Raw genomic sequence first — 24,855 nt, forward strand, 5'->3', positions numbered from 1 at the left:
CTCAGGCCCCTACCGCCAGGGTGCGGACGTCGGTCAGCCGGCCGGTGAGCGCGGCGGCCGCTGCCATCGCGGGGCTCATCAGGTGGGTGCGGGACCCCGGGCCCTGGCGGCCGATGAAGTTGCGGTTGGTGGTCGATGCGCAGCGTTCGCCGGGCGGCACCACGTCGCCGTTCTGGGCCACGCACATCGAGCAGCCGGGCGCGCGCCAGTCGAATCCCGATTGGCGGAAGACCGCGTCCAGCCCCTCCGCCTCGGCTTGCGCTTTCACCTGGGCCGATCCCGGCACGACCCAGCCGGGGACGGCGATCGTCCGCCCGGCGACGATGCGGGCGGCACTGCGCAGGTCCTCGATCCGGCCGTTGGTGCAGGAGCCGATGAAGACGCGGTCGATGGCGATGCCGGTCAGCGGCGTGCCCGGCACCAGGCCCATATAGTCGAGCGCCCGCTGCCAGGCCGCCTGCCGGCCGGCGTCGGGTGCCGTGGCCGGGTCCGGCACCCGCCCGCCGATCGGCAAGGACTGGTCCGGGCTGATGCCCCAGGTGACGACCGGCTCGATTGAACGGGCATCCAGGCGCACTTCGCGGTCGAAGACGGCGCCGTCGTCGCTGGCCAGGGTGCGCCAGCGGGCGACGGCCGCGTCCCAGGCCGCACCCGTGGGGGCGTGGGCGCGGCCAGCCAGATAGGCGAAGGTCGCCTCGTCCGGGGCCACCATGCCCGACCGGGCGCCGGCCTCGATCGACATATTGCAGAGCGTCAGCCGGCCTTCGACCGATAGCGCGCGGACCGCGCTGCCGGCATATTCGATGACCATTCCGGCCGCCCCGGCGGTGCCGAGGCGGGCGATCACGGCCAGCGCCATGTCCTTGGCGCCGATGCCGTCCGCGCCGATGCCGTCTGCGGCGGTGCCCTCGATCGTCACGCGCATGGTGCCGGGCTTGCGCATCCACAGGGTCTGGGTCGCCAGCACATGGCCGCACTCGGTCGACCCGATCCCGAAGGCGAAGGCGCCGACGCCGCCATGGGTCGAGGTGTGGGAGTCGTTGCAGACGATGGTGGTGCCCGGCAGGCTGATCCCCTGCTCGGGGCCGATCACATGGACGATGCCCTGGCGCGGGTCGCCCAGGCCGTAGAGCGGGATGCCGTGCCGGGCGGCGTCGCGGCCGATATCCTCGATCGCCCGGCGGCGATCGGCATGGGTCATCGCCTCGACCGGGCTGCCGTCGGTCGGCGGGTAGTGGTCGACCGTGGCGAAGGTGCGGTCGGGGCGGCGCACGCCCACGCCCTGTTCCTCCAGCACCTCGAACTTGCGCCGGGGGCCGTCCTGCAGAAAATGCCGGTCGATGTAGAGGAGGCCGAGCCCGTCCTCCTCGGCCACCAGGTGCGCCTGCCAGATCTTCTCGAAGAGCGTCAATGCCATGGCGCCAGCCTATGCAGGATAACGGCCACGATACCAGGCGACGAAGTCGGGAATGCCGATCTCCAGCGGCGTGCTGGGGGCAAAGCCCAGGTCGCGGGCGGATTCGGTGATGTCGGCGGCGGTGGCCTCGACATCGCCCGGCTGCATGCCCACCGGCTCGATGATGGCCGTGCGGCCCAGCGCCTGCTCCAGCAGCGCCACCAGCTTGGTCACCGGCTCCGGCCGGTTGTTGCCGAGGTTGTAGAGCCGGTGCGGCGGGCCGTCGCCCCAGGGCAGCGGCCGGTCGAGTGCTGCCAGCACGCCCGCCACGACGTCGTCGACATGGGTGAAGTCCCGCAGCAGCGTGCCATTGCCGAAGAGGCGGATCGGCCGGCCTTCGGAGATAGCGCGGGCGAAGAGGAAATAGGCCATGTCCGGCCGGCCCCATGGCCCGTAGACCGTGAAGAAGCGCAGGCCCACCAGGGGAATCCCATACAGATGGGCATAGACCCGCGACATAAGCTCGTCCGCCCGCTTGGTCGCGGCATAGAGCGAGACCGGCTGCTCCACCGGGTCGGTCACGGCATAGGGGCGCTTGGCGTTGGCGCCATAGACCGAGGACGTGCTGGCATAGACCATGCGCTTCAGGCCGGGCAGGGCGCGGGCCGCCTCCAGCACCTCGAGATGGCCGCCGACATTGGCACGGATATAGGCGCGCGGGTTCTCCAGCGAGTAGCGCACGCCGGCCTGGGCCGCCAGGTGGACGATGCGGTCGACCCCCGGATGGGCGGCCAGCACCTGGTCCAGCGTGGCCGGCTCCGCCAGGTCGCCGCGCACCATCGTGAAGCCGGGCTGCGGCGCCAGCAGGCCAAGGCGGGCCTCCTTCAGCCCGACGTCGTAGTAGGGGTCGAAACTGTCGACGCCGACCACCCGCTCGCCCCGGCGCAACAGGGCGCCGGCAACGTGGAATCCGATGAAGCCGGCGGCGCCGGTGACCAGCACGGTCATCGCAGGCGGCACGATATGGATGGGGCGGGCGGCACGGGGCGGAAGATACAGAAAACCTCCGACCGAGCGATCGGCATTTTTGTCCGGCCCGGCGCATTGTCGCTGGCGGGTGTGGGGGCTACCTTCCAGGCTTGAAGCCCCTGACCGGCTAGAAAGCCCCTGACCGGCTACCCGGAGGACACCCATGGCGTTGGCGGCCGTATCGCTCGACGACAAGTACGCGCTCGAATCCGGGCGGATCTTCCTCACCGGCACGCAGGCGCTGGTCCGCCTGCCGATGATGCAGCGCCAGCGCGACCTGGCGGCCGGGCTGAACACGGCCTGCTTCATCTCCGGCTATCGCGGCTCGCCCCTGGGCGGGCTCGACCAGGCGCTGGCGTCCGCCCGCCGCTTCGTCGAGAAGAATCACATCCGCTTCCAGCCGGGCGTGAACGAGGACCTGGCGGCGACCGCCATCCTGGGCAGCCAGCAACTGAACCTGTTCCCGGACGCCAAGTATGATGGCGTCTTCTCCATGTGGTACGGCAAGGGGCCGGGCGTCGACCGTTCGGGCGACGTCTTCAAGCATGGCAACTCCGCCGGCACCTCGCCCCATGGCGGCGTGCTGCTGCTGGCGGGCGACGACCACACCTGCAAGTCCTCGACCTTGGCCCATCAGAGCGAGTTCGCGCTGATGGATGCCTTCGTGCCGGTGCTGAACCCGGCCGGCGTCCAGGAATTCCTCGATCTCGGCCTGCATGGCTGGGCGATGTCGCGCTACTCGGCCTGCTGGGTCGGCTTCAAGACGGTGGCCGAGACGGTGGACAGCGCGGCCTCGGTCCATATCGACCCGTCGCGGCTGGAAATCGTCCTGCCGACCGATTTCGAGATGCCGCCGGGCGGCCTCAACGTGCGCTGGCCCGACGACCCGCTGGAGCAGGAGAAGCGCCTGCATCTCTACAAGGTGCCGGCGGCACTCGCCTATGCCCGCGCCAACCGGCTGGACCGGGCGGTATGGGACGGGCCGCGCCGGCGCTTCGGCATCGTCACCACCGGCAAGTCCTATCTCGACGTCCGCCAGGCGCTGGAGGACCTCGGCATCGACGAGGCCAAGGCGGCCGAGATCGGCCTCAGCATCTACAAGGTGGCGATGGTCTTCCCGCTGGAGACCGAGGGCCTGCGCGCCTTCGCCCAGGGGCTGGAGGAGGTGCTGGTCGTCGAGGAAAAGCGCGCCTTCATCGAGACGCAGTTGAAGGACGCGCTCTACAACCTGCCGGCCGCCCGTCGCCCGGTCGTCAGCGGCAAGCGCGACCCGTCCGGCCGCCTCGTCCTGCCTTCGCAGAACGAGTTGCTGCCGAGCGGCATCGCGCGCGTGATCGCCGACCGCATCGAGCGCTTCCACACCAGCGATGCGATCCGTGCCCGCCTGGCCCTGATCGACCAGCAGGAGCGGCAAGCAGCCGCCACCAAGCCGGCACTGGTTCGCACGCCCTATTTCTGCTCCGGCTGCCCGCACAATACGTCGACCCGCGTGCCGGAGGGCAGCCGGGCAGTGGCCGGCATCGGCTGCCACTACATGGCGGTGTGGATGGACCGCGACACCCAGACCTTCACCCAGATGGGTGGCGAGGGCGCGTCCTGGGTCGGCCAGGCGCCGTTCAGCAACACCAAGCACATCTTCGCCAACATCGGTGACGGCACCTACTTCCACTCGGGCTACCTGGCGATCCGCTTCGCCGTCGCCTCGAAGACGACCATCACCTACAAGATCCTGTTCAACGACGCCGTCGCCATGACCGGCGGCCAGCGCCATGACGGCGACCTGAACGTGCCGGCGATCACCCGCCAGGTGCATGCCGAGGGCGTGCGCCGCATCGCGGTCGTCACCGACGAGCCGGACAAGTACCCGATCGGCACCAGCTTCGCGCCGGGCGTCACCATCCATCACCGCGACGACCTGGATGCCGTCCAGCGCGAACTGCGCGAGTGCCCGGGCGTCTCGGTGCTGGTCTATGACCAGACCTGTGCCGCCGAGAAGCGGCGCCGGCGCAAGCGCGGCACCATGGCCGATCCGCAGCGGCGTGCCTTCATCAACGAGAGCGTCTGCGAGGGCTGCGGCGACTGCTCGGTCAAGTCGAACTGCCTGTCGGTGGTGCCGGTGGAGACGGAGTTCGGCCGCAAGCGCACGATCGACCAGTCCTCCTGCAACAAGGACCTGTCCTGCGTGAAGGGCTTCTGCCCCAGCTTCGTCACCGTCGAGGGCGGACAGTTGCGCAAGCGCAAGGCGGGCGGGGGTCCGGTCGCGGTCGTGGCCGACCCGCCGGAACCCACCTTGCCGCCGACCGACCGGCCCTACGGCATGATCGTCACTGGCGTCGGCGGTACCGGGGTCGTGACGATCGGCGCGCTGCTCGGCATGGCGGCGCATATCGAGGGCAAGGGCTGCTCGACCCTCGACATGACCGGGCTGGCGCAGAAGGGCGGCGCGGTCTTCAGCCATGTCCGCATCGCCGCCCGGCCCGAGGACCTGCACGCCACCCGCATCTCGGCCGGGGCGGCCGACCTGATCCTGGCATGCGATATGGTGGTGGCGGCCAGCGCCGACGCCATGGGCAAGATCCGCCCGGGCGTCACCCGCGCGGTCGTCAACAGCCAGGCGACGGTGACCGGCGAGTTCACCCGCAATCCCGATTTTCGCTTCCCGGCGGACCGGCTCGAAGGGGCGATCCGCGACGCCGTCGGCGTGGATCGCACGGACTTCGTCGACGCCACCCGCATTGCCACCGCCCTCCTGGGGGATTCGATCGCGGCCAACCTGTTCATGCTGGGCTTTGCCTACCAGCGTGGGCTGATCCCGGTTTCGGGCGCGGCGATCGAGAGTGCCATCGAGCTGAATGCCGTTGCCGTCGAGTTCAACCGCAACGCCTTCCGCTGGGGCCGGCGGGCCGCCCATGACCGGGCCGCGGTCGAGCAGGTGGCGACCCCGCCCGCGGCCGTGGCCCGGCCGGCGCCGGCCGCCAGCCTGGCCGACATCGTGGCGCTGCGGGTGGAGCAGCTCACCGCCTATCAGAATGCCGCCTATGCCGGTCGCTATGCGGCCCTGGTCGCCCGGGTCGAGGCGGCCGAGCGGGGAAGGGCGCGCGGCATGACGGGCTTGGCTGAGGCCGTCGCGCGCAACTACTACAAGCTGCTGGCCTACAAGGACGAGTACGAGGTTGCCCGCCTCTATACGGACGGCACCTTCCGCCGGCGCCTGGAGGAGCAGTTCGAGGGCGATTTCAAGCTGCGCTTCCATCTGGCACCGCCGTTGCTTGCGGAACGGGACGAGGCCGGCCGGCTGAAGAAGCGGGCCTATGGACCTTGGATGATGTCGGCCTTCGGCTTGCTGGCGAAGCTGAAGTTCCTGCGTGGCGGTGCATTCGACCCGTTCGGGCGGACGGCGGAGCGCCGGGGCGAGCGGCAACTGATTGCCGACTATGAAACGGCGATCGAGGAGGTGATGGGTGGACTGGTTCCGGACAACCATCGCCTGGCGGTCGAGATCGCCAGCCTGCCCGAGCGCATTCGCGGCTACGGCCACGTGAAGGAGGAGAGCCTGAAGGCGGTCCGGCGCAGCGAGGCGATGCTGCGCCAGGCCTTTCGCGAACCGGCGGCAGCCGCCACGGCCGCGGAGTAGGGGCGGGCTGCAGACGCATTCGGGGAACGCGGGTGCGGTCGACCACGACCGGCCATTGACGGAAAGGGGATAGGGCCGGCCGTGCTGGATACGCTATCCGACAGCCAGATCATGGCGGTGCTGGAAGGCATCGCCTGCGCGGCGTTCGTGGTCGATGTCGAGGCCGATGGCGGATTTCGCTATCTGGGGCTCAATGCGGCGCACACGGCGTCGAGCGGTGTCGCCCAGTCGATGCTGGCGGGACAGCCGCCGCACGCGGTGCTGCCGCAGGACGCGGCCGATGCCGTCTGCGCCCGCTATCGCAGTTGCGTCGAGGCCCGCGGGCCGGTGCGCTACGAGGAACGGCTCGTGCTGGCGCACCAGCCGCGCTGGTGGTCGACCGCGCTGATGCCGATCCTGGACGCCGACGGGCGGGTGCGCCGCATCCTGGGAACGTCCTTCGACATCACCGCCCAGAAGGCGCTGGAGGCCGAACTGCGCCAGTCGCGCGGCTTCCTCCAGACCGTGATCGACCATGTGCCGGTGCCGATCTTCTGCAAGGACGCCTCGGACCTGCGCTACGTCTTCGCCAATCGCGCGGTGGCGCAGGTCGTAGGCCCCGGCGTCGACATGGTCGGCGCCAGCGACTTCGACCTCTATCCGCCCGATCAGGCAGCCGGCTTCCAGGCCCGCGACCGCGAGGTGCTGGCCAGCGGCGAGCCGATGACCGTCGAGACGGAGGTCGCCACCACCGCGTCGGGAGACCGGATCCTGCGCACGCGCAAGCTGCCGATCGCGGGCCCGGACGGCGAGCCGAAATGGCTGCTCGGCGTCAGCGAGGACGAGACCGAGCGCCGCAACGGCGAGGAGGCGCTGGCGGCAGCCAATGATTTCCTGCAGGTCATGCTGGACAGCATGCCGGTGATGATCACCTGCAAGGACGCGTCCGACCTCCGCTACACACTGATCAACCGCGCCGGGGAGTACTATTTCGGCCGCCCGCGCGAGGATGTCGTCGGCCGGCTGGCGAGCGACATCTTCCCGTCCTTCTGGGCCGAGGAGTTCGAGCGACGCGACCGCTCGGCGCTGGCCAGCGAACTGCCGGTCACGGTCATGGAGGTGATCGACACCAGGGACGGGCCGCGGCGGGTGCGCTCGACCAAGCTGGTGATCCGCGATGGGGATGGCACGCCGCGACATCTCCTCGGCATCACCGAAGACGTGACCGAAAGCCACCGCGCCGAGGAACGCCTGCGCGATGCCATCGAGAGCCTGCAGGACGGCTTCGTGCTGTTCGACAAGGACGACCGGATCGTCCTCCACAATGCGCGCTTCCTCGACATCTACCCGCACCTGCGGGCGATGGCCCCGCTTGAAGGCGTGACTTTTCAGGAGACCATTCGGGCAGGGCTGGAATGGCGGTCCGCCCTCATGCCGCCGGCAGAGGCCGAGGCCCAGGTGGCCCGGCGCATCGCCAACTGGCGGCGCGGGCCGGCCCACGCCTTCGAGCAGCGGGTGCCCGGCGACCGCTGGGTGCTGGCGAGCGAGCGTCCCACGGCCGACGGTGGCGTGGTCGGCATCCATACCGACATCACCGCCCAGAAGCAGGCGGAGATCCGTCTGGTCGATGCCATCGAGAGCATCGACCAGGGGTTCATCCTGAGCGGCGCCGACGACCGGGTGATCCTGTCGAACCGTCGCATCCGCGAGATGACGCCCGCGGCCGGGCCCGACATGGTGCCGGGCACCGGGATCCTCGAGTTGATCCGGCGCTGCGAGGAATCCGGCGACTATCGCCCTGGCGCCGCGCCGCTCGAGGAGATGATCCAGCAGCGCTACCGCCTGCATCGCGAGGGCACGACCGAGGGCATCGAGCGGCAACTCCGGGACGGCCGCTGGATCATGGTCAGCCAGCACGTCACGCCGAACGGCCTGCGGGTCGGCCTGCGCACCGACATCACCCTGATGAAGGCGCGCGAGCAGCAGTTGACGGAGGTGCGCGACCATCTCCAGCAGCAGACCGCCCGGCTTATCCAGCTAACCGGCGACCTGCGCCAGGCGCGCCAGCGGGCCGAGGACGCCAGCCGCGCCAAATCGCAGTTCCTGGCGATGATCAGCCACGAGCTGCGCACGCCCTTCACCGGGATCCGCGGCATGGCTGACCTCCTGGCCGGGACGGCCGTCGACGACGAGCAGGCGCGCTACCTGGATGTCATGCGCCGGTCGATCGAGCGGCTGCTGACCCTGCTCGACCAGATCCTGGACTTCTCGCGGATCGAGGCCGGCCGCATCGAGATCGCCGCACTGCCGATGGCGCCGGCGCGGCTGCTGGCCGATGCCGCCGCCACCTTCGCGCCCGGGGCGGAGGCCAAGGGCCTGGAGCTCGAATACCGGATCGGGGCCGACGTGCCGGCCGAGGTGGCGGGCGATGCCGCCAAGACCACGCAAATCCTGGCCAACCTCGTCGGCAACGCGGTGAAGTTCACCGAGCAGGGGCGCATCCTGCTGACGCTGGATGTCGAGCGCGACGGCGATGCGCGCTACCTGCGGTGGACCGTCGAGGACAGCGGCATCGGCCTGTCGGACGACGAGATATCCCGCCTGTTCGAGCCCTTCAGCCAGGCGGACGAATCGACCAGCCGGCGATTCGGCGGCACCGGTCTGGGGCTCGCCATCTCGCGCCGGCTGACCGAGGCGATGGGGGGCGGCATCGGGGTTGCCGGCGCGCGCGGCCAGGGGGCCCGCTTCTGGTTCCGCACGCCGCTGCGCGCGGTGGAGCGGCTGGCGGACGCCCCGGTCGAGCCAGTGCCGGCGCCGATCGGCGGCACATCGGCCGCTCCCGGCCGGCGGGTGCTGATCGCCGAGGATGATTCGATCAACCAGTTGCTGATCGACACCATGCTGAAGCGCTGGGGGTACGAGACGGTCGTGGTCGGCGACGGGCGGCTCGCGCTCGACCGGCTGGCATCCCAGGCGTTCGATGTCGTGCTGATGGACATCAACATGCCGGTGATGGACGGGCCGACGGCCGTCCGTGCCCTGCGCGCCGGCGGCGGACCGATGGCTGCCGTCCCCGTCTTCGCCCTAACCGCCGACGTGCTGCCGGACCATCTGGCCGGCTATCGCCGTGCCGGCTTCACCGACGTGATGACCAAGCCGGTCGACTGGGCACGCCTGCGGGCGCTGCTGGAGACGGCAGCCGCCCGCTGAGCGGCATCAGCGGCGGCGCTTGCCGCGAAACTGGCTGAAGGACACGACCTCGGAGAAGCGGCTGTGCCGGGCGACGGTATTGCGGTCGCCGCGCTCGACGATGGAGGCGTGGGCCACGGTGTAGCCGCGCTTCTCGAGCAGTTCTACCAACTGCGTGATGTATTCGTTGACGACCGGCAGGGCCATGGCCTCGGCGATGTCGGTGCCGGCCGCCGTCAGCCGGTAGCAGGGCAGGACCAGCTTGCGCTCGGGCTCGGCCGCGGTCACCCGCAGCACCCGGTCGGCCAGGAGCAGGTGGGTCTGGAAGCGATCCTCGATCTGGCTCGGGAACTGCTTCACGTTGCTGCCGCCCGACCGCAGCAGGCGGCATTCCTCGAAATAGAACAGGTCCTCGCCGTCCAGGCCGTACTTCTCGTAGAAGCTGTCCTTCAGGCGGACGACGAAATTGCCGATGGCGAACTGCGCCAGCTTGGTGAAGCGCGTCAGCTCCTGGGCATCCATCGTGCGCATGTGCAGCAGGGCGGCCAGCGACACGGTGCCCGGGCGCAAGGTCTCGGTCGCCAGCATGCGGGCATAGATCGTCTGCACCGCCGGGTCGTGCGCATCGGCCGCGGAAGCAAGGAAGCGGTCGAGCCACATCGGCGACGGCCGGCCCTCGCCGACGCGGCCGACCAGGGCCCGCCGTGCCAGGCCCGCGATCGTCAGGAGGGTCTGCTGGCGCCGCTCGTCCCACGCGCCCCGCAGCAGGCTCGCCTGGCGTTCCGGCGGCACCGTCTCGCCCGCCTCGTCGAGCAGGCCCAGCAACTGGCCGACCGTGTCGACGAAACGGCGATGCCGCTGGCGCGCCGGCGTCTCCGAGGGCCGCTTGCCTGCCGCTGTGGCGGGCTCGGGATCGGCGGTGGCGGGATCGGGAGGGGAGACCGGGTCTTCGTCGGTCCCCGCCCCGCCGTCATTCCCCGGTTTCGACATCGGGCAGCATGCCGAGCGCCCGCTTGTAGACGTCGATCAGCTCTTCCTGTTCCTGCAGGTCGGCCTCGTCCATCTTCCGGATGCGGATCACCTGGCGCATGATCTTGGTGTCGAAGCCCTCGCTCTTGGCCTCGGCATAGACCTCCTTGATGTCCTCGGCCAACGCCTTCTTCTCTTCCTCCAGGCGCTCGATGCGCTCGATGAAGGACCGAAGCTGGTCGGCGGTGACGCCGGCGGTGACCACGCTCTGGGTCTTCTCGCCCCGCTCGCTGCGAAGCTCGGCTGCGCGTGCCATCAGTGCCCCTTGTGTCCCTGGCTCTGGTCGAACGCCTTCTTCTGCTCCACGCTGGCCTCCTTCTGGTGCTTGGACTTCCACTCGTCGTAGGGCATGCCGTAGACGATCTCGCGCGCGGCCGGGTCGGACAAGGCTACACCCCGCTCCTCGGCCGCGGCCCGGTACCATTTGGACAGGCAATTGCGGCAGAAACCGGCCAGGTTCATCAGGTCGATGTTCTGCACGTCGTCGCGCTCGCGCAGGTGCTGCACCAGATGGCGGAAGGCGGCCGCCTCCAGTTCGATCCGCGTCTTGTCGTCCATGGCGGTCCTCCTCGTGCCGGGGTCAGTAATGCCGGATGGCGTAGAGCTTCGGGTCGGCAAGGATCGGTTTCAAGGCCGCTGCCAGCCGGTCGGCCCATTCGACCACGCCGGTCTCGTCGGCGATCAGGTCCTGGCGGATCTCCACCAGGACGTGCGGCAGCCCGCCGCCGGTGCCGTGGTGGGCGGTGGTGTAGCCCTGCGGCCGGCGGGCGGAGTAGGGCTCGTTGTCGCCCACGACCAGCCCGTCGATCGCCCCCAGCGCGTCCATGAGCGGCCGGGCAATCCGCGGATCCTGGTCCCACAGGATGCCGACATGCCAGGGGCGGGCAAAGCCGTTCATGGCCGGGGTGAAACTGTGGATGGAGACGAGGGCCGGCACCCGCCCGGCGGCAATGAACCCGGCGATGCGGTCTGTCACCGCCTGCTGGTAGGGACGGAACAGGGCGGTCGATCGTGCGTCGGCCTCGGCTGCCGTCAGTCCGGCATTGCCGGGGATGGCGACGCCGTCGGAGGTGGCCGGCGATGCGCCCGGGCTGCCGGGATGGCGGTTGCAGTCCAGCACCAGGCGCGAATAGCCGGTGAAGAGCGCCGGCGCGTCCAGCAGGACCGCCATCCGCTCCGTCACCGCCGCGGCACCGATGTCCCAGGCGATGTGGCGGCCAAGCTCGTCCGGCGATAGCCCCAGCGTACCCAGGCTGGCCGGGATGCGGTTGCTGGCATGGTCGCAGAGCAGCAGCAGCGGCGCCCGCCCGCCATCGTTGGCGACGCGCCAGGCCGGCGGGTCGTCCGGGCCCAGCAGGGGGCCGTTCAGGGGCGTGGCTCGGTCGTTCATCGGGGCCGGATCTCGTCGAAGGCAGCCGGGACTTATAGGCGCCGGGCGTTTGCGACGAAAGGAGGTTCGACGGAAGGGAGGGGGCGGCCACCGGCGCGTGCCTGGGCTATAAGCATCCCGCCCATGCCGAGCCCGTCCCGCCGTCCATCCGCGTTCCACCTGGCCCTGGTCGCCCTCGCCGTCGGCGGGGCCTGCATCGCCCTGTCGCCGATCCTGGTGCGCCTGTCCGAGGTCGGGCCGACGGTGACCGCGTTCTGGCGGGCGGCCCTGGCCGTGCCGATCCTGGCCCTGCTTGTGGCCGCGGCCGACCGCGCGCCCATGCCGATCCGGCCGGTCGACCGCTGGCGGCTGCTGGCAGCGGGCGTGTTCTTCGCGGGCGACCTTGCCTTCTGGCATTGGTCGATCCGCTTCACCAGCGTTGCCAACGCCACGCTCTTCGCCAACTTCAACCCGATCTTCGTCGCCTTCGGCGCCTGGCTGCTGTTCGGCGAGCGGGTGAGCGCGCGTTTCCTCGGCGGCATGGCGCTGGCCTTCGCGGGCGCGCTCTGCCTGCTCGGCCAAAGCATGCGGATCGGCGGCGACCATGCCCTGGGCGATGGGCTGGGGGTGGCGACGGCGATGTGCTGGTCCGGCTACTTCCTGGTCGTGCGCAGCCTGCGCGCGCGCCTGGGAACGGGCGGCATCATGCTGTGGACGTCGCTGGCGACGGCGGTCGTGCTGCTGCCGGTCGCCTGGATCTCGGGCGAGGGGTTCTGGCCGGCGACGCTGGCGGGCTGGGCGGTGCTGGTCGGGCTGGGGCTGCTGTCCCACGCCCTGGGCCAAGGGCTGATCGCCTTTGCGCTGGCCCATCTGCCGGCCGGCTTCTCGGCCCTGGCGCTGCTGTCCGAGCCGGTGCTGGCGGCGCTCTTCGCCTGGGCCTGGCTGGGCGAGGGGCTGGGCTGGCTGCAATGGCTGGGCGGGCTGGCGGTGCTGGCCGGCATCGCGGTCGCCGCGCGCGGTCTCGGCCGGCCGCGACGGGCCATGGCCAGCGGAGCGATTGCCGAGCGCCCCGCCGGCCCATAGTGTCGGGCAAACGCCCGAAGCCTGCTGCCCGAAGCCTGCTGCCTGAAGCCTCCAGGGGACCGCATGACCGTGATGCCCGCGCCAGATGCGCTGTTGCGCGACCTTTTCGCCGCCGCCTTGGCCGCCGCCGATCCCGCGCTGGCCGTGCCGCGCTTCCTGCCGCCGCCGCCCCGCGGCCGCACGATCGTGGTCGGTGCCGGCAAGGCCGCCGCCAGCATGGCGGCCGCGGTCGAGGCACATTGGCCGGGGCCGCTGGAAGGGCTGGTCGTCACCCGATATGGCCATGCCGTGCCGTGCCGGCGCATCCGCGTGGTAGAGGCATCGCACCCGATGCCGGATGCCGCCGGCACCGCGGCGGCGGAAGAGATCCTGGGGCTGGTGCGTGGCCTGGGGCCGGACGACCTGGTGCTGTGCCTGGTCTCGGGCGGTGGCTCGGCCCTGCTGGGCCTGCCGGCACCCGGCATCACGCTCGACGACAAGCGCGCGCTGACGACCGACCTGCTGCGCTCTGGTGCCACGATCGGCGAGATCAACACGATCCGCAAGCACCTGTCGGCGATCAAAGGTGGCCGGCTGGCCCAGGCGGCCGCCCCCGCGCGCCTGGTGGCGCTGGCCATCTCCGACGTGCCCAACGACGACCCGGCGGTGATCGCCTCCGGCCTGACCGTGCCGGACCCGACCACCTATGCCGATGCCCGGGGTGTGCTGGCCAAGTACGGCATCACTCCGCCGCCGGCCATTGCCGCCCGCCTGGCGGCAGCGCTGGACGAGACGCCCAAGCCGGGCGACCCCATCTTCGCCAACACCCGCTTCGTCATGGTGGCGACGCCGCAGATGGCGCTCGACGCCGCGGCCGAGCGCGCGCGGGCGGTGGGGCTCACGCCCATCGTCCTGGGCGATGCCATCGAGGGCGAGGCGCGCGACGTGGCGCTCGTCCACGCCGCCATCGCCCGCCAGGTGCAGCGCCGCGGCCAGCCCCTGCCGGCACCGGCCGTGCTGCTGTCGGGCGGCGAGACGACCGTCACGGTGCGGGGCCGGGGCCGGGGGGGCCGCAACGCGGAGTTCCTGCTGGCGCTGGCGGTTGCGTTGGATGGCGCACCCGGCATCCACGCGCTGGCGGGCGACACCGACGGCATCGACGGCACCGAGGACAATGCCGGCGCCCTGCTGCATCCAGACAGCATCCAGCGCGGTCGCGCGGCCGGGATCGAGGCGCGCGAGCGCCTGGCCGACAATGACGGCTACGGCTTCTTCGCGGGCCTGGGCGACCTTGTCCGCACCGGCCCGACGCTGACCAACGTCAACGACTTCCGGGCGATCCTCGTATTGCCGGTTTCATGAGCGGGAATTCATGCGGCAGGGCGGTCGCGCTCGTCCGGGCGGGCGTGTATCGTCGATCACTGGTCCAGTCTCGGGAGGAACGATGCGGCGGAATCGCAGCACCAAGATCGTGGCGACGCTGGGACCGGCGAGCGGCACGCCAGAGGTCATCGGCGCGCTGTTCGATGCCGGGGTCGACGTCTTCCGGCTGAATTTCAGCCACGGCACCCACGACGAGCATCGCGTGCGCTACGACGTGATCCGCGCCATCGAGCAGGAGCGCAAGCGCCCGATCGGGATCCTGGTCGACCTCCAGGGACCAAAGCTGCGCGTCGGCACCTTCGCCGACGGCAAGATCATGCTGAAGGCCGGGCAAGGCTTCCGGCTCGACCTGACCGACAAGCCGGGCGACGAGACCCGGGCACCGTTGCCCCATCCGGAGATCTTCGAGGCGATCTCGCCCGGCACCGACCTGCTGCTCGATGACGGGCGCATCCGCCTGCGCGTCGAGAAGGTGCGGGGCAAGGTGGCCGAGACGCTGGTCATCACCGGCGGCCCGCTCAGCAACCGCAAGGGCGTCAACGTACCCAATGCCGTGCTGCCCGTGTCGGCGCTGACCGACAAGGACCGCCGCGACCTGCGCTTCGGCCTGGACATCGGCGCCGACTGGATCGCGCTCTCCTTCGTGCAGCGGCCCGAGGACGTGGCCGAGGCGCGCAAGCTGATCGAGGGCCGTGCGGCCGTCATGGTGAAGCTGGAGAAGCCCCAGGCGATCGAACGGTTGCAGGAGATCCTCGACCTGACCGACGCCGTGATGGTCGCGCGCGGCGACCTCGGCGTCGAGATGCCGCCCGAGGACGTGCCGGGGTTGCAGAAGCGTATCGTGCGGGCGTGCCGCGTCGCCGGCAAGCCGGTGGTGGTGGCGACCCAGATGCTGGAATCGATGGTGCAGTCGCCCGCCCCCACGCGCGCCGAGGCATCCGACGTGGCGACCGCGGTCTATGACGGCGCCGATGCGGTGATGCTGTCGGCCGAGACCGCGGCCGGCGCCTACCCGCGCGAGGCGGTCGAGATCATGAACCGCATCATCGCCAAGGTGGAGCAGGACCCGCTCTACCGGCCGATCATGGATGCCGAGCATTCCCAGCCCGAGCATACCGCCGCCGACGCCATCTCGGCGGCAGCCGCCCAGGTCTCGCAGACCATCGGGGCGGCCGCCATCTGCACCTTCACGACATCCGGTTCGACCACTCTGCGCGCGGCGCGCGAGCGGCCGACCTCGCCCATCCTCGGGCTGACGGCGCATGTGGGAACCGCCCGCCGGCTGGCCGTGTTGTGGGGGGTGCACTGGGTTCTGACCCGCGACATCCGATCCTTCTCGGACATGGTGGAACGAGCCCGCAAACTTGCGGTACAGGAGGGCTTCGCGCGCTCCGGGGACCGGATCGTGATCACTGCCGGCGTGCCGTTCGGGACGCCGGGCTCCACCAACACGCTGCGCATCGCCTGGGTCGAATAGATCGGCTTTCCACGCTAGGATGCCGATTCGATGGGGACCGTCGCATCGGCCTCGTCGGCGATGGGGGAAACGAGCCTTTCTGCATGAAGATCAAGGTTTGGGCGGAAGAGATCGCCCGGCGTCATCTTGACCCGGATGCGATCCGGCGGACCTATGACCGGTATGCCCGGGTCTATGACGGTATTTTCGGCCCGATCCTGAATCCCGGGCGGCGGCGTGCCGTCGCCGCGGCGGAACGGGCGCCGGGCTTGCGCGTGCTGGAGGTGGGGGTCGGCACCGGCCTTTCGCTGCCGCTCTACAAGTCCTCGCAGGTCGTCGGCATCGACGTTTCCGACAAGATGCTGGACCAGGCGCGCCGCCGCGTGGCCCGCCTGGGCCTGACGCATGTCGAGGACCTGCGGGTGATGGACGCCGAGGCGATGGCCTTCCCGGCGCAGTCCTTCGACTCGATCGTGCTGATGCACGTGGCCTCGGTCGTGCCGCATCCCGACCGCCTGATGGTGGAGGTGCGCCGCGTGCTGAAGCCAGGTGGCGAGGCGCTCGTGCTGAACCATTTCTGGACCGGGCGCGGGCCGATGAGCGTGGTCGAGCGGGCGCTGGCGCCGGCCTCCAACACCATCGGCTTCCGGCCGCTGTCGCTGGACGAGCTGATCTCGGTCACCCCGCTCACCTTCGTGGCGGAGGAGCGCGTGAACCTGTTCGGCTACTGGAGCCTGGTGCGCTTCCGCCGCGACTGAACGGCCGCGCAAGCTCCGGATATAATGGCGGGCGGGGAGGCCCCAGGTTAGGGCATCAACGAACGGAGCCCTGCCATGGAAGCGATGTCGATGAACGAGGCGGCCTGCTGGACGGCGGTCGTCGATCGCGACGAGGCCGCCGCCGGACGGTTCGTCTATGCCGTGCGGACGACGGGCATATTCTGCCGCGCCGGCTGCGCCAGCCGCCGGCCGCGCCGCGAGAACGTGGCCTTCTATCCCCTGCCCGAGGCCGCGCGCGCGGCCGGCTTCCGCGCCTGCCTGCGCTGCCGGCCGGATGCGGTAGAGAGCCAGGACGAGCGCGTGGTGCTGGTCCGCCGGGCCTGCCGCCTGATCGAGGCGGCCGACGAGAGCCCGCCCGGCCTGGCCGAGCTGGGCCAGGCGCTGGGCGCCAGCCCCTTTCACCTCCAGCGCCTGATGCGGCAGTTCCTCGGCCTGTCGCCCAAGGAATATGCCGACGCGCTGCGCATCCGCCGGTTCCGCGACGACCTGAAGGCGGGGGAGGGGATCGCCGGCGCCACCTTCGGTGCTGGCTTCGGCTCGTCCAGCCGCGTCTATGAGCGGGCTGCCCGCGAACTGGGGATGACCCCCGGCCGCTACCGCCGCGGTGGCACGGGCGAGCGCATCGCCTATGCCGCGGCCGATGGGCCGCTAGGCCAGGTGCTGGCCGCCGCGACCGATGTCGGCGTCTGCTTCGTGGCCCTGGGCGACGACGTGGAACGGCTGAAGGCCGACCTGGCGGCCGAGTTTCCGGCAGCCGAACTGGCGGCGGACGACAGCGGGCTGGCCGACATCCTGGCGGCCGTCATCGACTATCTGGAAGGCCGGTTGCCCCACCCCGAGCTGCCGCTCGACCTGCGCGGCACCGCCTTCCAGCGGCGCGTCTGGCAGGAGTTGCAGAAGATCCCATCGGGCGACACGGCCAGCTACGGCGAGATCGCCCGGCGCATCGGCCAGCCGGCTGCGGTGCGGGCGGTGGCACGGGCGTGCGCCACGAACCCGGCCGCGCTGGTCGTGCCCTGCCACCGCGTCGTGCGCGGCGACGGCACGCTGTCCGGGTATCGCTGGGGCACCGACCGCAAGGCGAGCCTGTTGAAGAGCGAGCGAGAGCGGGCGGTTGCCGGCACGGGCGGCCGACGGTCGGCGCTCTCCGCCGGCTAGCCCGGGACGGGAGGCCGGTCGGCTGCGACGGGTGCGGGCAGGCATGGCATGACGGCCGCGATGTCGTCGGCCATGCCCGCTGTCAGCCAGTCGCGGATATCGAGCACGACCTGGCGGATGGCGCGCGCCCGCGGCGCGATCAGATGGTGGGTGCGGCCCGTGGCGATCCGCCGGGCCGACGCCGGCACCAGCGCGCCGTTCCGGATCTGGCTGGCAACCACACCCAGCCAGCCGAGCGCGATGCCCTCGCCATTCATCGCCGCCTGGACGACCACCGCATAGTCGGGGAATTCCAGCCAACTGGCCTGCCGGGAGCGCCGTTGCCCGATCTCGCCCCACAAGGCGGTCCACTCAAGCTGGCGATCGGTCAGGTTCAGCAGCGTGTGGCCGGCGCCGTCGGAGGCGTGGTCGAGCGGACCATGCGCCCGGAGGTATGCCGGGCTGCATACGGGAACGACGATCTCCGGCGCGAAGTCCCAGCGGTGATAGAGGGGGTCTTCGTCCGCCAGCATGCGCGTGGCCAGGTCGACATTGGTGGCCGGCCCCCGCAACGCGCCCGAGATGAGCTCGAAGCGCAGGTCGATCGTCGGAAAGGCGGCGTTGAAGGCGCCCAGGCGCGGCACGAACCAGTGGGTGACAAAGGCGCTGGATAGCGACAGCGTGACCGCCGGCCGGCGGCTGCCGTCCGCCAGCAGCCCCTCGATCGCGGTCTCGATCTGGCCGAACCCGGATCGCAGCGCGTCATGCAGCGACCGCCCTTCGGCCGTCAGGGTCAGCCCCGATGGCCCCCGGATGAACAGCTTCACGCCCAGCGCCGCCTCGAGCTGCGCGACGTTGCGGCTGACCGAGGGCTGCGTGACGTTGAATTCGCGCGCGGCCGCGCTGCAACTGCCCGTTCGCGCGGCCGCCTCGAAGACGTACAGGCCGCGTGCCGAGGGGACGAGACTGGCCAGTCGGGACATGCGTCCAGCGTATAGCCACCCAAAGATTAATCCAGCTTCCTATCGTCGTGAGAAGGCCGGACGCTGCCAGCACGCACGGGCGGCGCGGGAACGGACAGGCAGGGCATGAGCGGCATCGCGACCATCGACAGCGAACCCCCGGCGGGCGCGGACGACCCGCTGCTGCGACCGTTCCGGCTCAGGCATCTCGTCCTGCGCAACCGCATCGTCAGCACCAGCCATGCCTCGATGCTCGACGATGGCGGCCTGCCGCTGGAGCGCTACCAGCGGTATCACGAGGAAAAGGCCCTGGGCGGCCTGGCGCTGACGATGTTCGGCGGCTCGGCCATGACCTCGCCCGATTCCAACTGGGGCGGCGGGCAACTCGACGTCTCCACTGACGGCATCGTCCCGCATTTCCAGGCGCTGGCGGCGCGCATCCACCGCCACGGCGCAGCGGCCATGTGCCAGATCTCCCATCTGGGCCGCCGCGCCAGCTCCGCCACGGCGAACTGGTTGCCAGCGGTCGCCCCCTCGCGCGTGCGGGAGACGCGCACGCGCAGTTTTCCGCGGGAGATGGACGCCGCCGACATCCGGCGCATCGTCGCCGACTATGGCGCGGCCGCCTTGCGCTGCAAGGAAGGCGGTCTCGACGGGCTGGAGACGGTGACCGGCGGGCACCTGATCGGCCAGTTCCTGTCGCCGCGCACCAACCATCGGTCCGACGGCTTCGGCGGCTCGCTCGAGAACCGGGTGCGCTTCGGCCTGATGGTGCACGAGGAGATCCGCCGCCGCGTCGGCGACCAGATGATCGTCGGCATCCGCTTCGTCATCGACGAGGGCCCTGGGACCGATGACACGGAGGATGGGCTCGACTTCGAGCAATGCCTGGCGATCGCCCGCATCTTCGAACGCGAGGGCCAGATCGACTTCTTCAACTGCATCTTCGGCCGGATGGACAACGACCTGGTGCTGGCTGAGCACAACATGCCCGGCATGGCCCAGCCCCATGCGCCGTTCCTGGATGCGGTCGGGGCCTTCAAGCGGGAGACGCGGCTGCCGGTGTTCCACTCGGCCGGCATCCGCGACATCGCGACCGCCCGCGATGCGGTGGCGCGCGGCCTGGTCGACATGGTGGGCATGACGCGGGCGCATATCGCCGATCCCCACATCGTCAACAAGCTGATGGCGGGGCAGGAAGCGACGATCCGTCCCTGCGTCGGCGCCTCCTACTGCCTCTACAAGAAGGTCAACTGCATCCATAACGCGGCCAGCGGGCGCGAGACGACGCTGTCCCATGCAATCGACCGGTCCCCGGGGCGGCCGCGGAAGGTCCTGGTGGTCGGCGGCGGCCCGGCCGGGCTGGAAGCGGCCCGCGTCTCGGCCGAGCGCGGCCACGAAGTGGTCCTGCTGGAGGCCGGCCGCCGGCTCGGCGGCCAGGTCCTTGCCGCCGCGGCCGCGACCCCGCGCCGCGAGTTGATCGGCATTATCGACTGGCGCGAGAGCGAACTGGCGCGCCTTGGCGTCCGCGTCCGGCTCCAGACCCATGGCGACGCGGCGATGATAGGGGCGGAACGGCCCGACATCGTCGTCATCGCCACCGGCGGCGTGCCCGACCTCGACTGGTTCCCCGGCGCCGACCTGTGCAACGGCGTGGCGGACGTGCTGACGGGGCGGATTGCCGTCCGCGAGGAGGTGCTGGTCTATGACGGGACCGGCCGCCACCCGGCGGTCTCCTGCGCCCTGCATCTGGCCGAGCAGGGCCACGCGGTGCGGTTCGTCAGCATGGACGAGACCCTGGCGGCGGAAATGCCCTATCCCGATCGGGTGATCTTCCGCAAGCGCTTCGCCGAGGAACGCATCCCGATCGTGACGGAGCACCGGCTGGTGGAGGTCGTCCGCGCCGGGAACGGCCTGGTCGCGCGATTTTGCCACGAACTGACGGGCGCCGAGATGTCCGCCGCCGCCGGCCGGGTGGTGGTGGAGAACGGGACGATGCCGGTCGACGCACTGTTTCGCCAGTTGCGCGATCTCTCGGCCAACGACGGCGTGACCGACTTCGGCGGCGCCATCCTGGAACATGCTCGCAACGAGCCCGGCCATGCCGCACCGGCGCCGGCGTTCGAACTGCACCGGATAGGCGACGCGGTGGCGAGCCGGGACATCCATGCTGCGATCCTGGATGCCCAGCGGCTCTGCGCGCGCTTTTAGGGCCGGGCCCGGCTGCGCGAGGTTGAACTTCCCGGGGGCTTGGGGTGCATACTCCGGTGGTGGGGCGCGCCATCCGCGGGGCGCCCGATCAGGCCAGGAGCGACCCGACGATGAACCGAGCCTTCAACCCGCCCGGCGTGGCACCCCCCGCCGGCAACGGCTACAGCCATGGCATCGAGGTGCCGGCCGGCGCCCGCATGCTGTTCGCGGCCGGCCAGGTCGGCACCAATCCCGATGGCACCGTGCCGCCCGATGTCGGCGCCCAGACCGACCGCGTGTTCGAGAACATCAAGGCGATCCTGGCCGGTGCCGGCATGGGCATGGAGGACCTGGTCAAGATCAACGTCCTGCTGGTGTCGAGCGAGCATCTGGCGGCCTTCCGCGAGGCCCGCGGCCGGCATCTGGCCGGCTATCGCCCCGCTTCGACGCTGGCCATCGTCGCCGCACTGGCGAGCCCGGCCTTCCTGGTCGAGGTCGAGGTGATCGCGGCCAAGAGCCCCTGATACCGGGGCGTTCGAGAGAAGGAGCGGGCGTCGGTCAGCGCACCAGCAGGAGCGCCACGACGCCCGTCGCCACCAGTGCGATGCCGATGAGTTCGCGCAGGGTGGGCGCCTCGCGGAAGCCGAAGCGCGACACGGCCACCGTGAAGATCAGCTCCACCTGGCCCAGCGCCCGGACATAGGCCACGTTCTGCAAGGTCATGGCGGTGAACCAGCCGGCCGAGCCCAGCACGCTCATGATCCCGACCGGGGCCGCCTGGCGCCAGGCGCGCAGCACCTGGCCGACCTCGCCGCGGGCTGTCACCTGCATGTAGATCGTCATCAGCACCGTCTGGAGGCAGGTAACGGCCGCCAGCGTCATCAGCGAGCGGGCGATGAAGTCGCCGTCGCCCAGCGACAGCGAGGCGCCGCGGATGCCGATGGCCGACACCCCGAACAGCCCGCCCGACGCCAGCCCGTAGAGGGCGGCCTTGTCCGTCACCCCCAGCAGCGCCGAGCGCCAGCCGTCGGCCCCCTTGGGCACGGACAGGGTCAGCACGCCGGCCAGGCCGATGACGATGGCGATCCAGCCGCCCAGCGTGATCGGCTCGGCCAGGAAGACCGTCGCCAGGATCGCGGTCTGCACCGTCTCGGTCTTGGAATAGGTCGTGCCGGCGGCGAAGTTCCGCATCGTGAAGGCGATGATGAGGAAGCTGGTGGCGACGATCTGGGCGATGCCGCCCAGCAGGCAGAAGAAGAGGAAGCGGCCGCCGGCCGCCGGCATCACCGCGTCCGACAGCAGGATGTAGGCGGCAAAGGCGACGGCCGCGAAGGGCGCGCCATAGACGTAGCGGGCATAGTTGACGCCGTTGGTCGAGAGCTGCCCCTTCAGCCGCTTCTGCTGCGCCGTGCGCAGGCATTGCAGCAGGGCGGCCATGACCGTTATCGGAACCCACAGTTCCATGCTTGGCTCCCGCCCAGCTCCCCGTCGCGCGGGCGGGTGCAGGCTATATCTGCCGCGTTATTTCTGGACGACCATGAACAGGCGACGGAAGGGGAAGAGTGTCTGCCCGTTCTTCTCCGGCGGATAGGCCGAGGCGATCCGCTCGGCATATGCCGCCTCGAAATCGCTGCGCATCGGCTCGGACAGCGCGTCCATCAGGGGCTTCAAGGCACTGCCCTTGGTGAACTCGACCACCGGGTTCTCGCCCTGGAGAAGCTGCATGTAGACCGTCTCCCAGATGTCCGGCCGCTCGGCATGGGTGCTGAGGAAGCGGTAGTAGGCCTCGGGTGCCGCCACCGGCGACGGCCGCAGCAGCGGCTCCAGCGCCTCGCGCCAGGGGCCGAGGCGGGCGGTGTCGAGGATGCAGGTGTGGGAGGCCGCCTCGTAGTTGCGCGGCATCTGCACCGCCAGCACGCCGCCGGGCGCGAGCCAGTCCATCAGGCGCGGGAACAGCCGGCCATGGTCGCCCAGCCAGTGCAGGGCGGCATTGGAATAGATGACGTCGACCGGCTGGTCCGGCTCCCAGGTGCCGATGTCGGCCTCGATCCAGCGCGTCTCGGGCATGGCGGCCGCGGCCTTGGCCAGCATCTGGGGGCTGCTGTCGACGCCGATGATCCGCGCGTCGGGCCAGCGCCGGCGCAGGTGGGTGGTGACGTTGCCGGGCCCGCAGCCCAGGTCGATGACCGTGCCCGGCGCCTCGGCCGGGATGCGCGCCAGCAGGTCCAGGGCCGGTCGCAGCCGGTGGTCGGCGAATTTCAGATACTGGCTCGGATCCCAGACGGGCATCGCATCCCCCTCGTGGCTGGTCCGGCCGCCGTCACGGATGGCTCCGGGCGACGGTTGGTGCCATGAGGCACCCCGTCGCCGCAAGCACCGATCAGGCCGTCGCCAGCCGGCTCGGGCGCAATTCGCCCGCTTCCTCCAGGATCGGATAGGCGACGGCGATCAGGTGGGAATGGATGCGCTTCAGGTCGCGCAGCACGTCGAGGTGCAGCGAGCTGGTCTCGATGCTTTCCACCCGGCCGCTCTGGAGCCGTTGCAGGTGGCGCTCGGCCGCCTTGCGCTCGGACTCGCGGAACATCGTCTTCTCGGAGATGAGGCGCCGGGCGATCGACACGTCGCCGCCGACGAAGGCCGCCAGCGACAGCTTGAGGGTCTCCAGCACCCGGCTGTGCAGGTCGGCGATCTCCCCCAGCCCTTCGGACGAGAAGGTCAGGTGGTTCTTGATCTTCTTCTGGGCCAGTTCCATCAGGTTCTTGTCGATGATGTCGCCGACATGCTCGAGGTTGGTGGAGAAGACGATCAGCTCCATCACCCGCTTGCCGTCGGCCGGGCTCATCACCTCGCGGCTGATCTGCGTCAGGTAGCGCTTGATCGCCTCGTGCAGCCCGTCGATCACGTCGTCACGCCGGCTGATGTCGGCCACCAGCTTGCGGTCGTCCTGGCGGAAGACGGTCATGGCGTCGCGCAGCATCCCCTCCAGCGCGTCGCCCATGCGCAGGGCCTCGCGCTGGGCGGCCGCGATGGCGACGGGCGGGCTGTCGAGGGCGGCCTGGTCGAGATGGCGCGGCTGCGAGGGGTCAAGCGGCACGTCGGGCGTCGGCAGCAGGCGCTCGATCAGGCGGGAGACAGGCGTCAGGATCGGCAGGAAGACGATCGCGATCACCAGGTTGAAGGCCAGGTGGAAGGCCACGACCTGGCGGCCGATCTCGCTGCTGGCCGCCGGCGCCAGGTCGGCCGCCAGCGGCAGGAAGGGCAGCACTAGCACGACGCCGATCCAGCGGAAGGCGGCATTGCCGCGGGCGACCCGGCGGGCGCCGATGTCGCCGCGCCAGGTGGCGACGAGTGCGGGGATGGCGGCCCCGGCATTGACGCCCAGCACGATGGCCAGCGCCAGCGGCAGGGGCATGAGGCCGCTGGTGGCCAGCGACATGATCAGCAGGATGGTGGCCAGGCTCGAATGGGCCAGCCAGGTCAGCAGGGCGCCGAACATCACGGCCAGCACCGGCTCCTGCCCGAGCCCGCCCAGGATCGCCTTCAGGGTCGCGGAATCGCGGATCGGGTCCGATGCATGGACGATGAGCTGGAGCGCCAGCAGCATCAGCCCCAGCCCGACCGCGGCGCGGCCGAGGTCGCGGCGCAGCGAGGTGCCGCCGGTCGAGAAGCCGAACACCCCCAGCAGGACCAGCAGCGGCGACAGCCAGCGCACGTCGACCGACAGGATTTGGGCGACCACGGCGGTGCCGACATCGGCGCCCAGCATCACCGCCAGGGCGGGTGCCGTCGCCACCAGGCCGCGCTCGGCAAAGGATGCCACCATCAGCGCGGTGGCGGTGCTGCTCTGCAGGAGGGCGGTGACACCCAGCCCGCTGGCGAAGGCGCGCGGCCGGCTGCTCATGGCCCGGCCCAGGATGCGGCGCAGGTCGCCGCCGAAGGCGCGCATGACGCCGGTGCGGACCATGCGCAGGCCCCAGAGCAGCAGGGCTACCCCGCCCAGCAGATTGATGATTACGGTCGTGGCCAATTCGGCGCTGTCCCCACCCCTGGACGAGGGGTCTTCGCGCGCCCTCGTCACAAAATCGTAACAATGACCAATCTCTGCCAAACCATAGGGATTGCAAGAGAAATTGCGGGTCGCGGCGCGTGTCGACGGGGGCGGAAGGCACGCGGCGCCCAGCACTCGACTAGAAAAATATGGATGAACAATCCACCACCGGATAGAACTCCCTGCCGCCTAGCAGCAGGCTGGCGCAAAGAG

The 24,855-nt window shown here is 70.6% G+C and carries 19 protein-coding genes; 9 read left to right on the forward strand and 10 right to left on the reverse strand.

All coding sequences use genetic code 11. The features are described 5' to 3' along the window. Position 1: 1 nt before the first annotated feature. Positions 2 to 1,417, reverse strand: a complete 1,416-nt coding sequence (gene leuC / locus STVA_RS03755) for a 3-isopropylmalate dehydratase large subunit (RefSeq protein ID WP_123694077.1) — start codon at positions 1,415 to 1,417, stop codon at positions 2 to 4. Positions 1,418 to 1,426: 9 nt separating this feature from the next. Next, positions 1,427 to 2,404: an NAD-dependent epimerase/dehydratase family protein gene (locus tag STVA_RS03760; RefSeq protein ID WP_123694075.1), complete on the reverse strand. Its 978-nt coding sequence runs from the start codon at positions 2,402 to 2,404 to the stop codon at positions 1,427 to 1,429. A gap of 184 nt (positions 2,405 to 2,588) precedes the next feature. On the opposite strand from STVA_RS03760, the gene STVA_RS03765 reads away from it, so the two are divergent. Together STVA_RS03765 and STVA_RS03770 are read left to right on the forward strand one after the other, a co-directional pair. Continuing rightward, positions 2,589 to 6,059: an indolepyruvate ferredoxin oxidoreductase family protein gene (locus STVA_RS03765; protein ID WP_123694073.1), complete on the forward strand. Its 3,471-nt coding sequence runs from the start codon at positions 2,589 to 2,591 to the stop codon at positions 6,057 to 6,059. 81 nt (positions 6,060 to 6,140) lie between these two features. Further along, positions 6,141 to 9,248: a PAS domain-containing protein gene (locus STVA_RS03770; RefSeq protein ID WP_123694071.1), complete on the forward strand. Its 3,108-nt coding sequence runs from the start codon at positions 6,141 to 6,143 to the stop codon at positions 9,246 to 9,248. 6 nt (positions 9,249 to 9,254) lie between these two features. Here STVA_RS03770 and STVA_RS03775 read toward each other — a convergent pair whose 3' ends face one another. From STVA_RS03775 to STVA_RS03790, 4 genes are read right to left on the reverse strand one after another with little or no spacing between them, the layout of a single operon-like run. Next, entirely contained in the window at positions 9,255 to 10,217 is a 963-nt protein-coding gene (locus STVA_RS03775) for a DUF2806 domain-containing protein (protein WP_123694069.1), read from the reverse strand. Next, on the reverse strand, positions 10,198 to 10,512 hold the full coding sequence (locus STVA_RS03780; protein ID WP_123694067.1) for a DUF2312 domain-containing protein: 315 nt from the start codon (positions 10,510 to 10,512) through the stop codon (positions 10,198 to 10,200). Before STVA_RS03780 ends, STVA_RS03775 begins: the two co-directional genes overlap by 20 nt. Continuing rightward, complete coding sequence (locus STVA_RS03785) at positions 10,512 to 10,814, reverse strand: DUF1244 domain-containing protein (RefSeq protein ID WP_123694065.1); 303 nt, start codon at positions 10,812 to 10,814, stop codon at positions 10,512 to 10,514. The genes STVA_RS03780 and STVA_RS03785 overlap by 1 nt, the downstream gene beginning before the upstream one ends. A 22-nt stretch (positions 10,815 to 10,836) precedes the next feature. Further along, positions 10,837 to 11,646 carry an N-formylglutamate amidohydrolase gene (locus STVA_RS03790; protein WP_123694063.1) on the reverse strand — a complete coding sequence of 270 codons (810 nt, stop codon included), beginning with the start codon at positions 11,644 to 11,646 and terminating at the stop codon, positions 10,837 to 10,839. 123 nt (positions 11,647 to 11,769) lie between these two features. Between STVA_RS03790 and STVA_RS03795 the strand changes: the two genes are divergently transcribed. The 5 genes from STVA_RS03795 to ada all read left to right on the forward strand — a co-directional run bounded on the left by STVA_RS03795 (position 11,770) and on the right by ada (position 17,463). Further along, positions 11,770 to 12,708 (forward strand): DMT family transporter, encoded by a 939-nt coding sequence (locus tag STVA_RS03795; protein WP_123694061.1) that lies wholly within the window; start codon positions 11,770 to 11,772, stop codon positions 12,706 to 12,708. Positions 12,709 to 12,771: 63 nt separating this feature from the next. After that, positions 12,772 to 14,049, forward strand: coding sequence for a glycerate kinase type-2 family protein (locus STVA_RS03800; RefSeq protein ID WP_197735781.1), 1,278 nt, complete (start codon positions 12,772 to 12,774; stop codon positions 14,047 to 14,049). Between the two features lie 82 nt (positions 14,050 to 14,131). Continuing rightward, the gene (gene pyk / locus STVA_RS03805) at positions 14,132 to 15,547 is read left to right on the forward strand and encodes a pyruvate kinase (RefSeq protein ID WP_123694059.1); all 1,416 of its coding nucleotides are present in this window, start codon (positions 14,132 to 14,134) and stop codon (positions 15,545 to 15,547) included. Positions 15,548 to 15,630: 83 nt separating this feature from the next. Then, the gene (locus STVA_RS03810; RefSeq protein WP_123694057.1) at positions 15,631 to 16,284 is read left to right on the forward strand and encodes a class I SAM-dependent methyltransferase; all 654 of its coding nucleotides are present in this window, start codon (positions 15,631 to 15,633) and stop codon (positions 16,282 to 16,284) included. Positions 16,285 to 16,359: 75 nt separating this feature from the next. Continuing rightward, entirely contained in the window at positions 16,360 to 17,463 is a 1,104-nt protein-coding gene (ada, locus tag STVA_RS03815; protein WP_123694055.1) for a bifunctional DNA-binding transcriptional regulator/O6-methylguanine-DNA methyltransferase Ada, read from the forward strand. On the opposite strand, the gene STVA_RS03820 is transcribed toward ada, so the two are convergent. After that, positions 17,460 to 18,425 carry a LysR substrate-binding domain-containing protein gene (locus STVA_RS03820; RefSeq protein ID WP_123694053.1) on the reverse strand — a complete coding sequence of 322 codons (966 nt, stop codon included), beginning with the start codon at positions 18,423 to 18,425 and terminating at the stop codon, positions 17,460 to 17,462. The genes ada and STVA_RS03820 overlap by 4 nt on opposite strands. Before the next feature lie 105 nt (positions 18,426 to 18,530). Here STVA_RS03820 and STVA_RS03825 point away from each other — a divergent pair, with 105 nt between their 5' ends. Then, complete coding sequence (locus STVA_RS03825) at positions 18,531 to 20,615, forward strand: NADH:flavin oxidoreductase (protein ID WP_123694051.1); 2,085 nt, start codon at positions 18,531 to 18,533, stop codon at positions 20,613 to 20,615. A gap of 110 nt (positions 20,616 to 20,725) precedes the next feature. After that, positions 20,726 to 21,118, forward strand: coding sequence for a RidA family protein (locus tag STVA_RS03830; RefSeq protein WP_123694049.1), 393 nt, complete (start codon positions 20,726 to 20,728; stop codon positions 21,116 to 21,118). 34 nt (positions 21,119 to 21,152) lie between these two features. Here the strand turns inward: STVA_RS03830 and STVA_RS03835 are convergent, their stop codons facing one another. The 3 genes from STVA_RS03835 to STVA_RS03845 form a co-directional block, all read right to left on the reverse strand. After that, a complete protein-coding gene (locus tag STVA_RS03835; RefSeq protein WP_142235638.1) occupies positions 21,153 to 22,058 on the reverse strand; it encodes a hypothetical protein in 906 nt (301 codons plus the stop codon). A 57-nt stretch (positions 22,059 to 22,115) separates the two neighbouring features. Next, on the reverse strand, positions 22,116 to 22,883 hold the full coding sequence (locus STVA_RS03840; RefSeq protein WP_123694045.1) for a methyltransferase domain-containing protein: 768 nt from the start codon (positions 22,881 to 22,883) through the stop codon (positions 22,116 to 22,118). Positions 22,884 to 22,974: 91 nt separating this feature from the next. Then, positions 22,975 to 24,621: a Na/Pi cotransporter family protein gene (locus STVA_RS03845; protein ID WP_245978512.1), complete on the reverse strand. Its 1,647-nt coding sequence runs from the start codon at positions 24,619 to 24,621 to the stop codon at positions 22,975 to 22,977. Between the last annotated feature and the right edge of the window lie 234 nt (positions 24,622 to 24,855).

The organism is Stella humosa, assembly GCF_006738645.1.
Classification (GTDB): domain Bacteria; phylum Pseudomonadota; class Alphaproteobacteria; order ATCC43930; family Allostellaceae; genus Allostella; species Allostella humosa.

What these genes read in the sequence shown, in the direction of transcription:
- leuC (WP_123694077.1), bottom strand. Translation starts at nt 1,417, where the DNA reads ATGGCATTGACGCTCTTCGAGAAGATCTGGCAGGCGCACCTGGTGGCC.
- STVA_RS03760 (WP_123694075.1), bottom strand. Translation starts at nt 2,404, where the DNA reads ATGACCGTGCTGGTCACCGGCGCCGCCGGCTTCATCGGATTCCACGTT.
- STVA_RS03765 (WP_123694073.1), top strand. Translation starts at nt 2,589, where the DNA reads ATGGCGTTGGCGGCCGTATCGCTCGACGACAAGTACGCGCTCGAATCC.
- STVA_RS03775 (WP_123694069.1), bottom strand. Translation starts at nt 10,217, where the DNA reads ATGTCGAAACCGGGGAATGACGGCGGGGCGGGGACCGACGAAGACCCG.
- STVA_RS03780 (WP_123694067.1), bottom strand. Translation starts at nt 10,512, where the DNA reads ATGGCACGCGCAGCCGAGCTTCGCAGCGAGCGGGGCGAGAAGACCCAG.
- STVA_RS03785 (WP_123694065.1), bottom strand. Translation starts at nt 10,814, where the DNA reads ATGGACGACAAGACGCGGATCGAACTGGAGGCGGCCGCCTTCCGCCAT.
- STVA_RS03790 (WP_123694063.1), bottom strand. Translation starts at nt 11,646, where the DNA reads ATGAACGACCGAGCCACGCCCCTGAACGGCCCCCTGCTGGGCCCGGAC.
- STVA_RS03795 (WP_123694061.1), top strand. Translation starts at nt 11,770, where the DNA reads ATGCCGAGCCCGTCCCGCCGTCCATCCGCGTTCCACCTGGCCCTGGTC.
- STVA_RS03800 (WP_197735781.1), top strand. Translation starts at nt 12,772, where the DNA reads ATGACCGTGATGCCCGCGCCAGATGCGCTGTTGCGCGACCTTTTCGCC.
- pyk (WP_123694059.1), top strand. Translation starts at nt 14,132, where the DNA reads ATGCGGCGGAATCGCAGCACCAAGATCGTGGCGACGCTGGGACCGGCG.
- STVA_RS03810 (WP_123694057.1), top strand. Translation starts at nt 15,631, where the DNA reads ATGAAGATCAAGGTTTGGGCGGAAGAGATCGCCCGGCGTCATCTTGAC.
- ada (WP_123694055.1), top strand. Translation starts at nt 16,360, where the DNA reads ATGGAAGCGATGTCGATGAACGAGGCGGCCTGCTGGACGGCGGTCGTC.
- STVA_RS03820 (WP_123694053.1), bottom strand. Translation starts at nt 18,425, where the DNA reads ATGTCCCGACTGGCCAGTCTCGTCCCCTCGGCACGCGGCCTGTACGTC.
- STVA_RS03825 (WP_123694051.1), top strand. Translation starts at nt 18,531, where the DNA reads ATGAGCGGCATCGCGACCATCGACAGCGAACCCCCGGCGGGCGCGGAC.
- STVA_RS03830 (WP_123694049.1), top strand. Translation starts at nt 20,726, where the DNA reads ATGAACCGAGCCTTCAACCCGCCCGGCGTGGCACCCCCCGCCGGCAAC.
- STVA_RS03835 (WP_142235638.1), bottom strand. Translation starts at nt 22,058, where the DNA reads ATGGAACTGTGGGTTCCGATAACGGTCATGGCCGCCCTGCTGCAATGC.
- STVA_RS03840 (WP_123694045.1), bottom strand. Translation starts at nt 22,883, where the DNA reads ATGCCCGTCTGGGATCCGAGCCAGTATCTGAAATTCGCCGACCACCGG.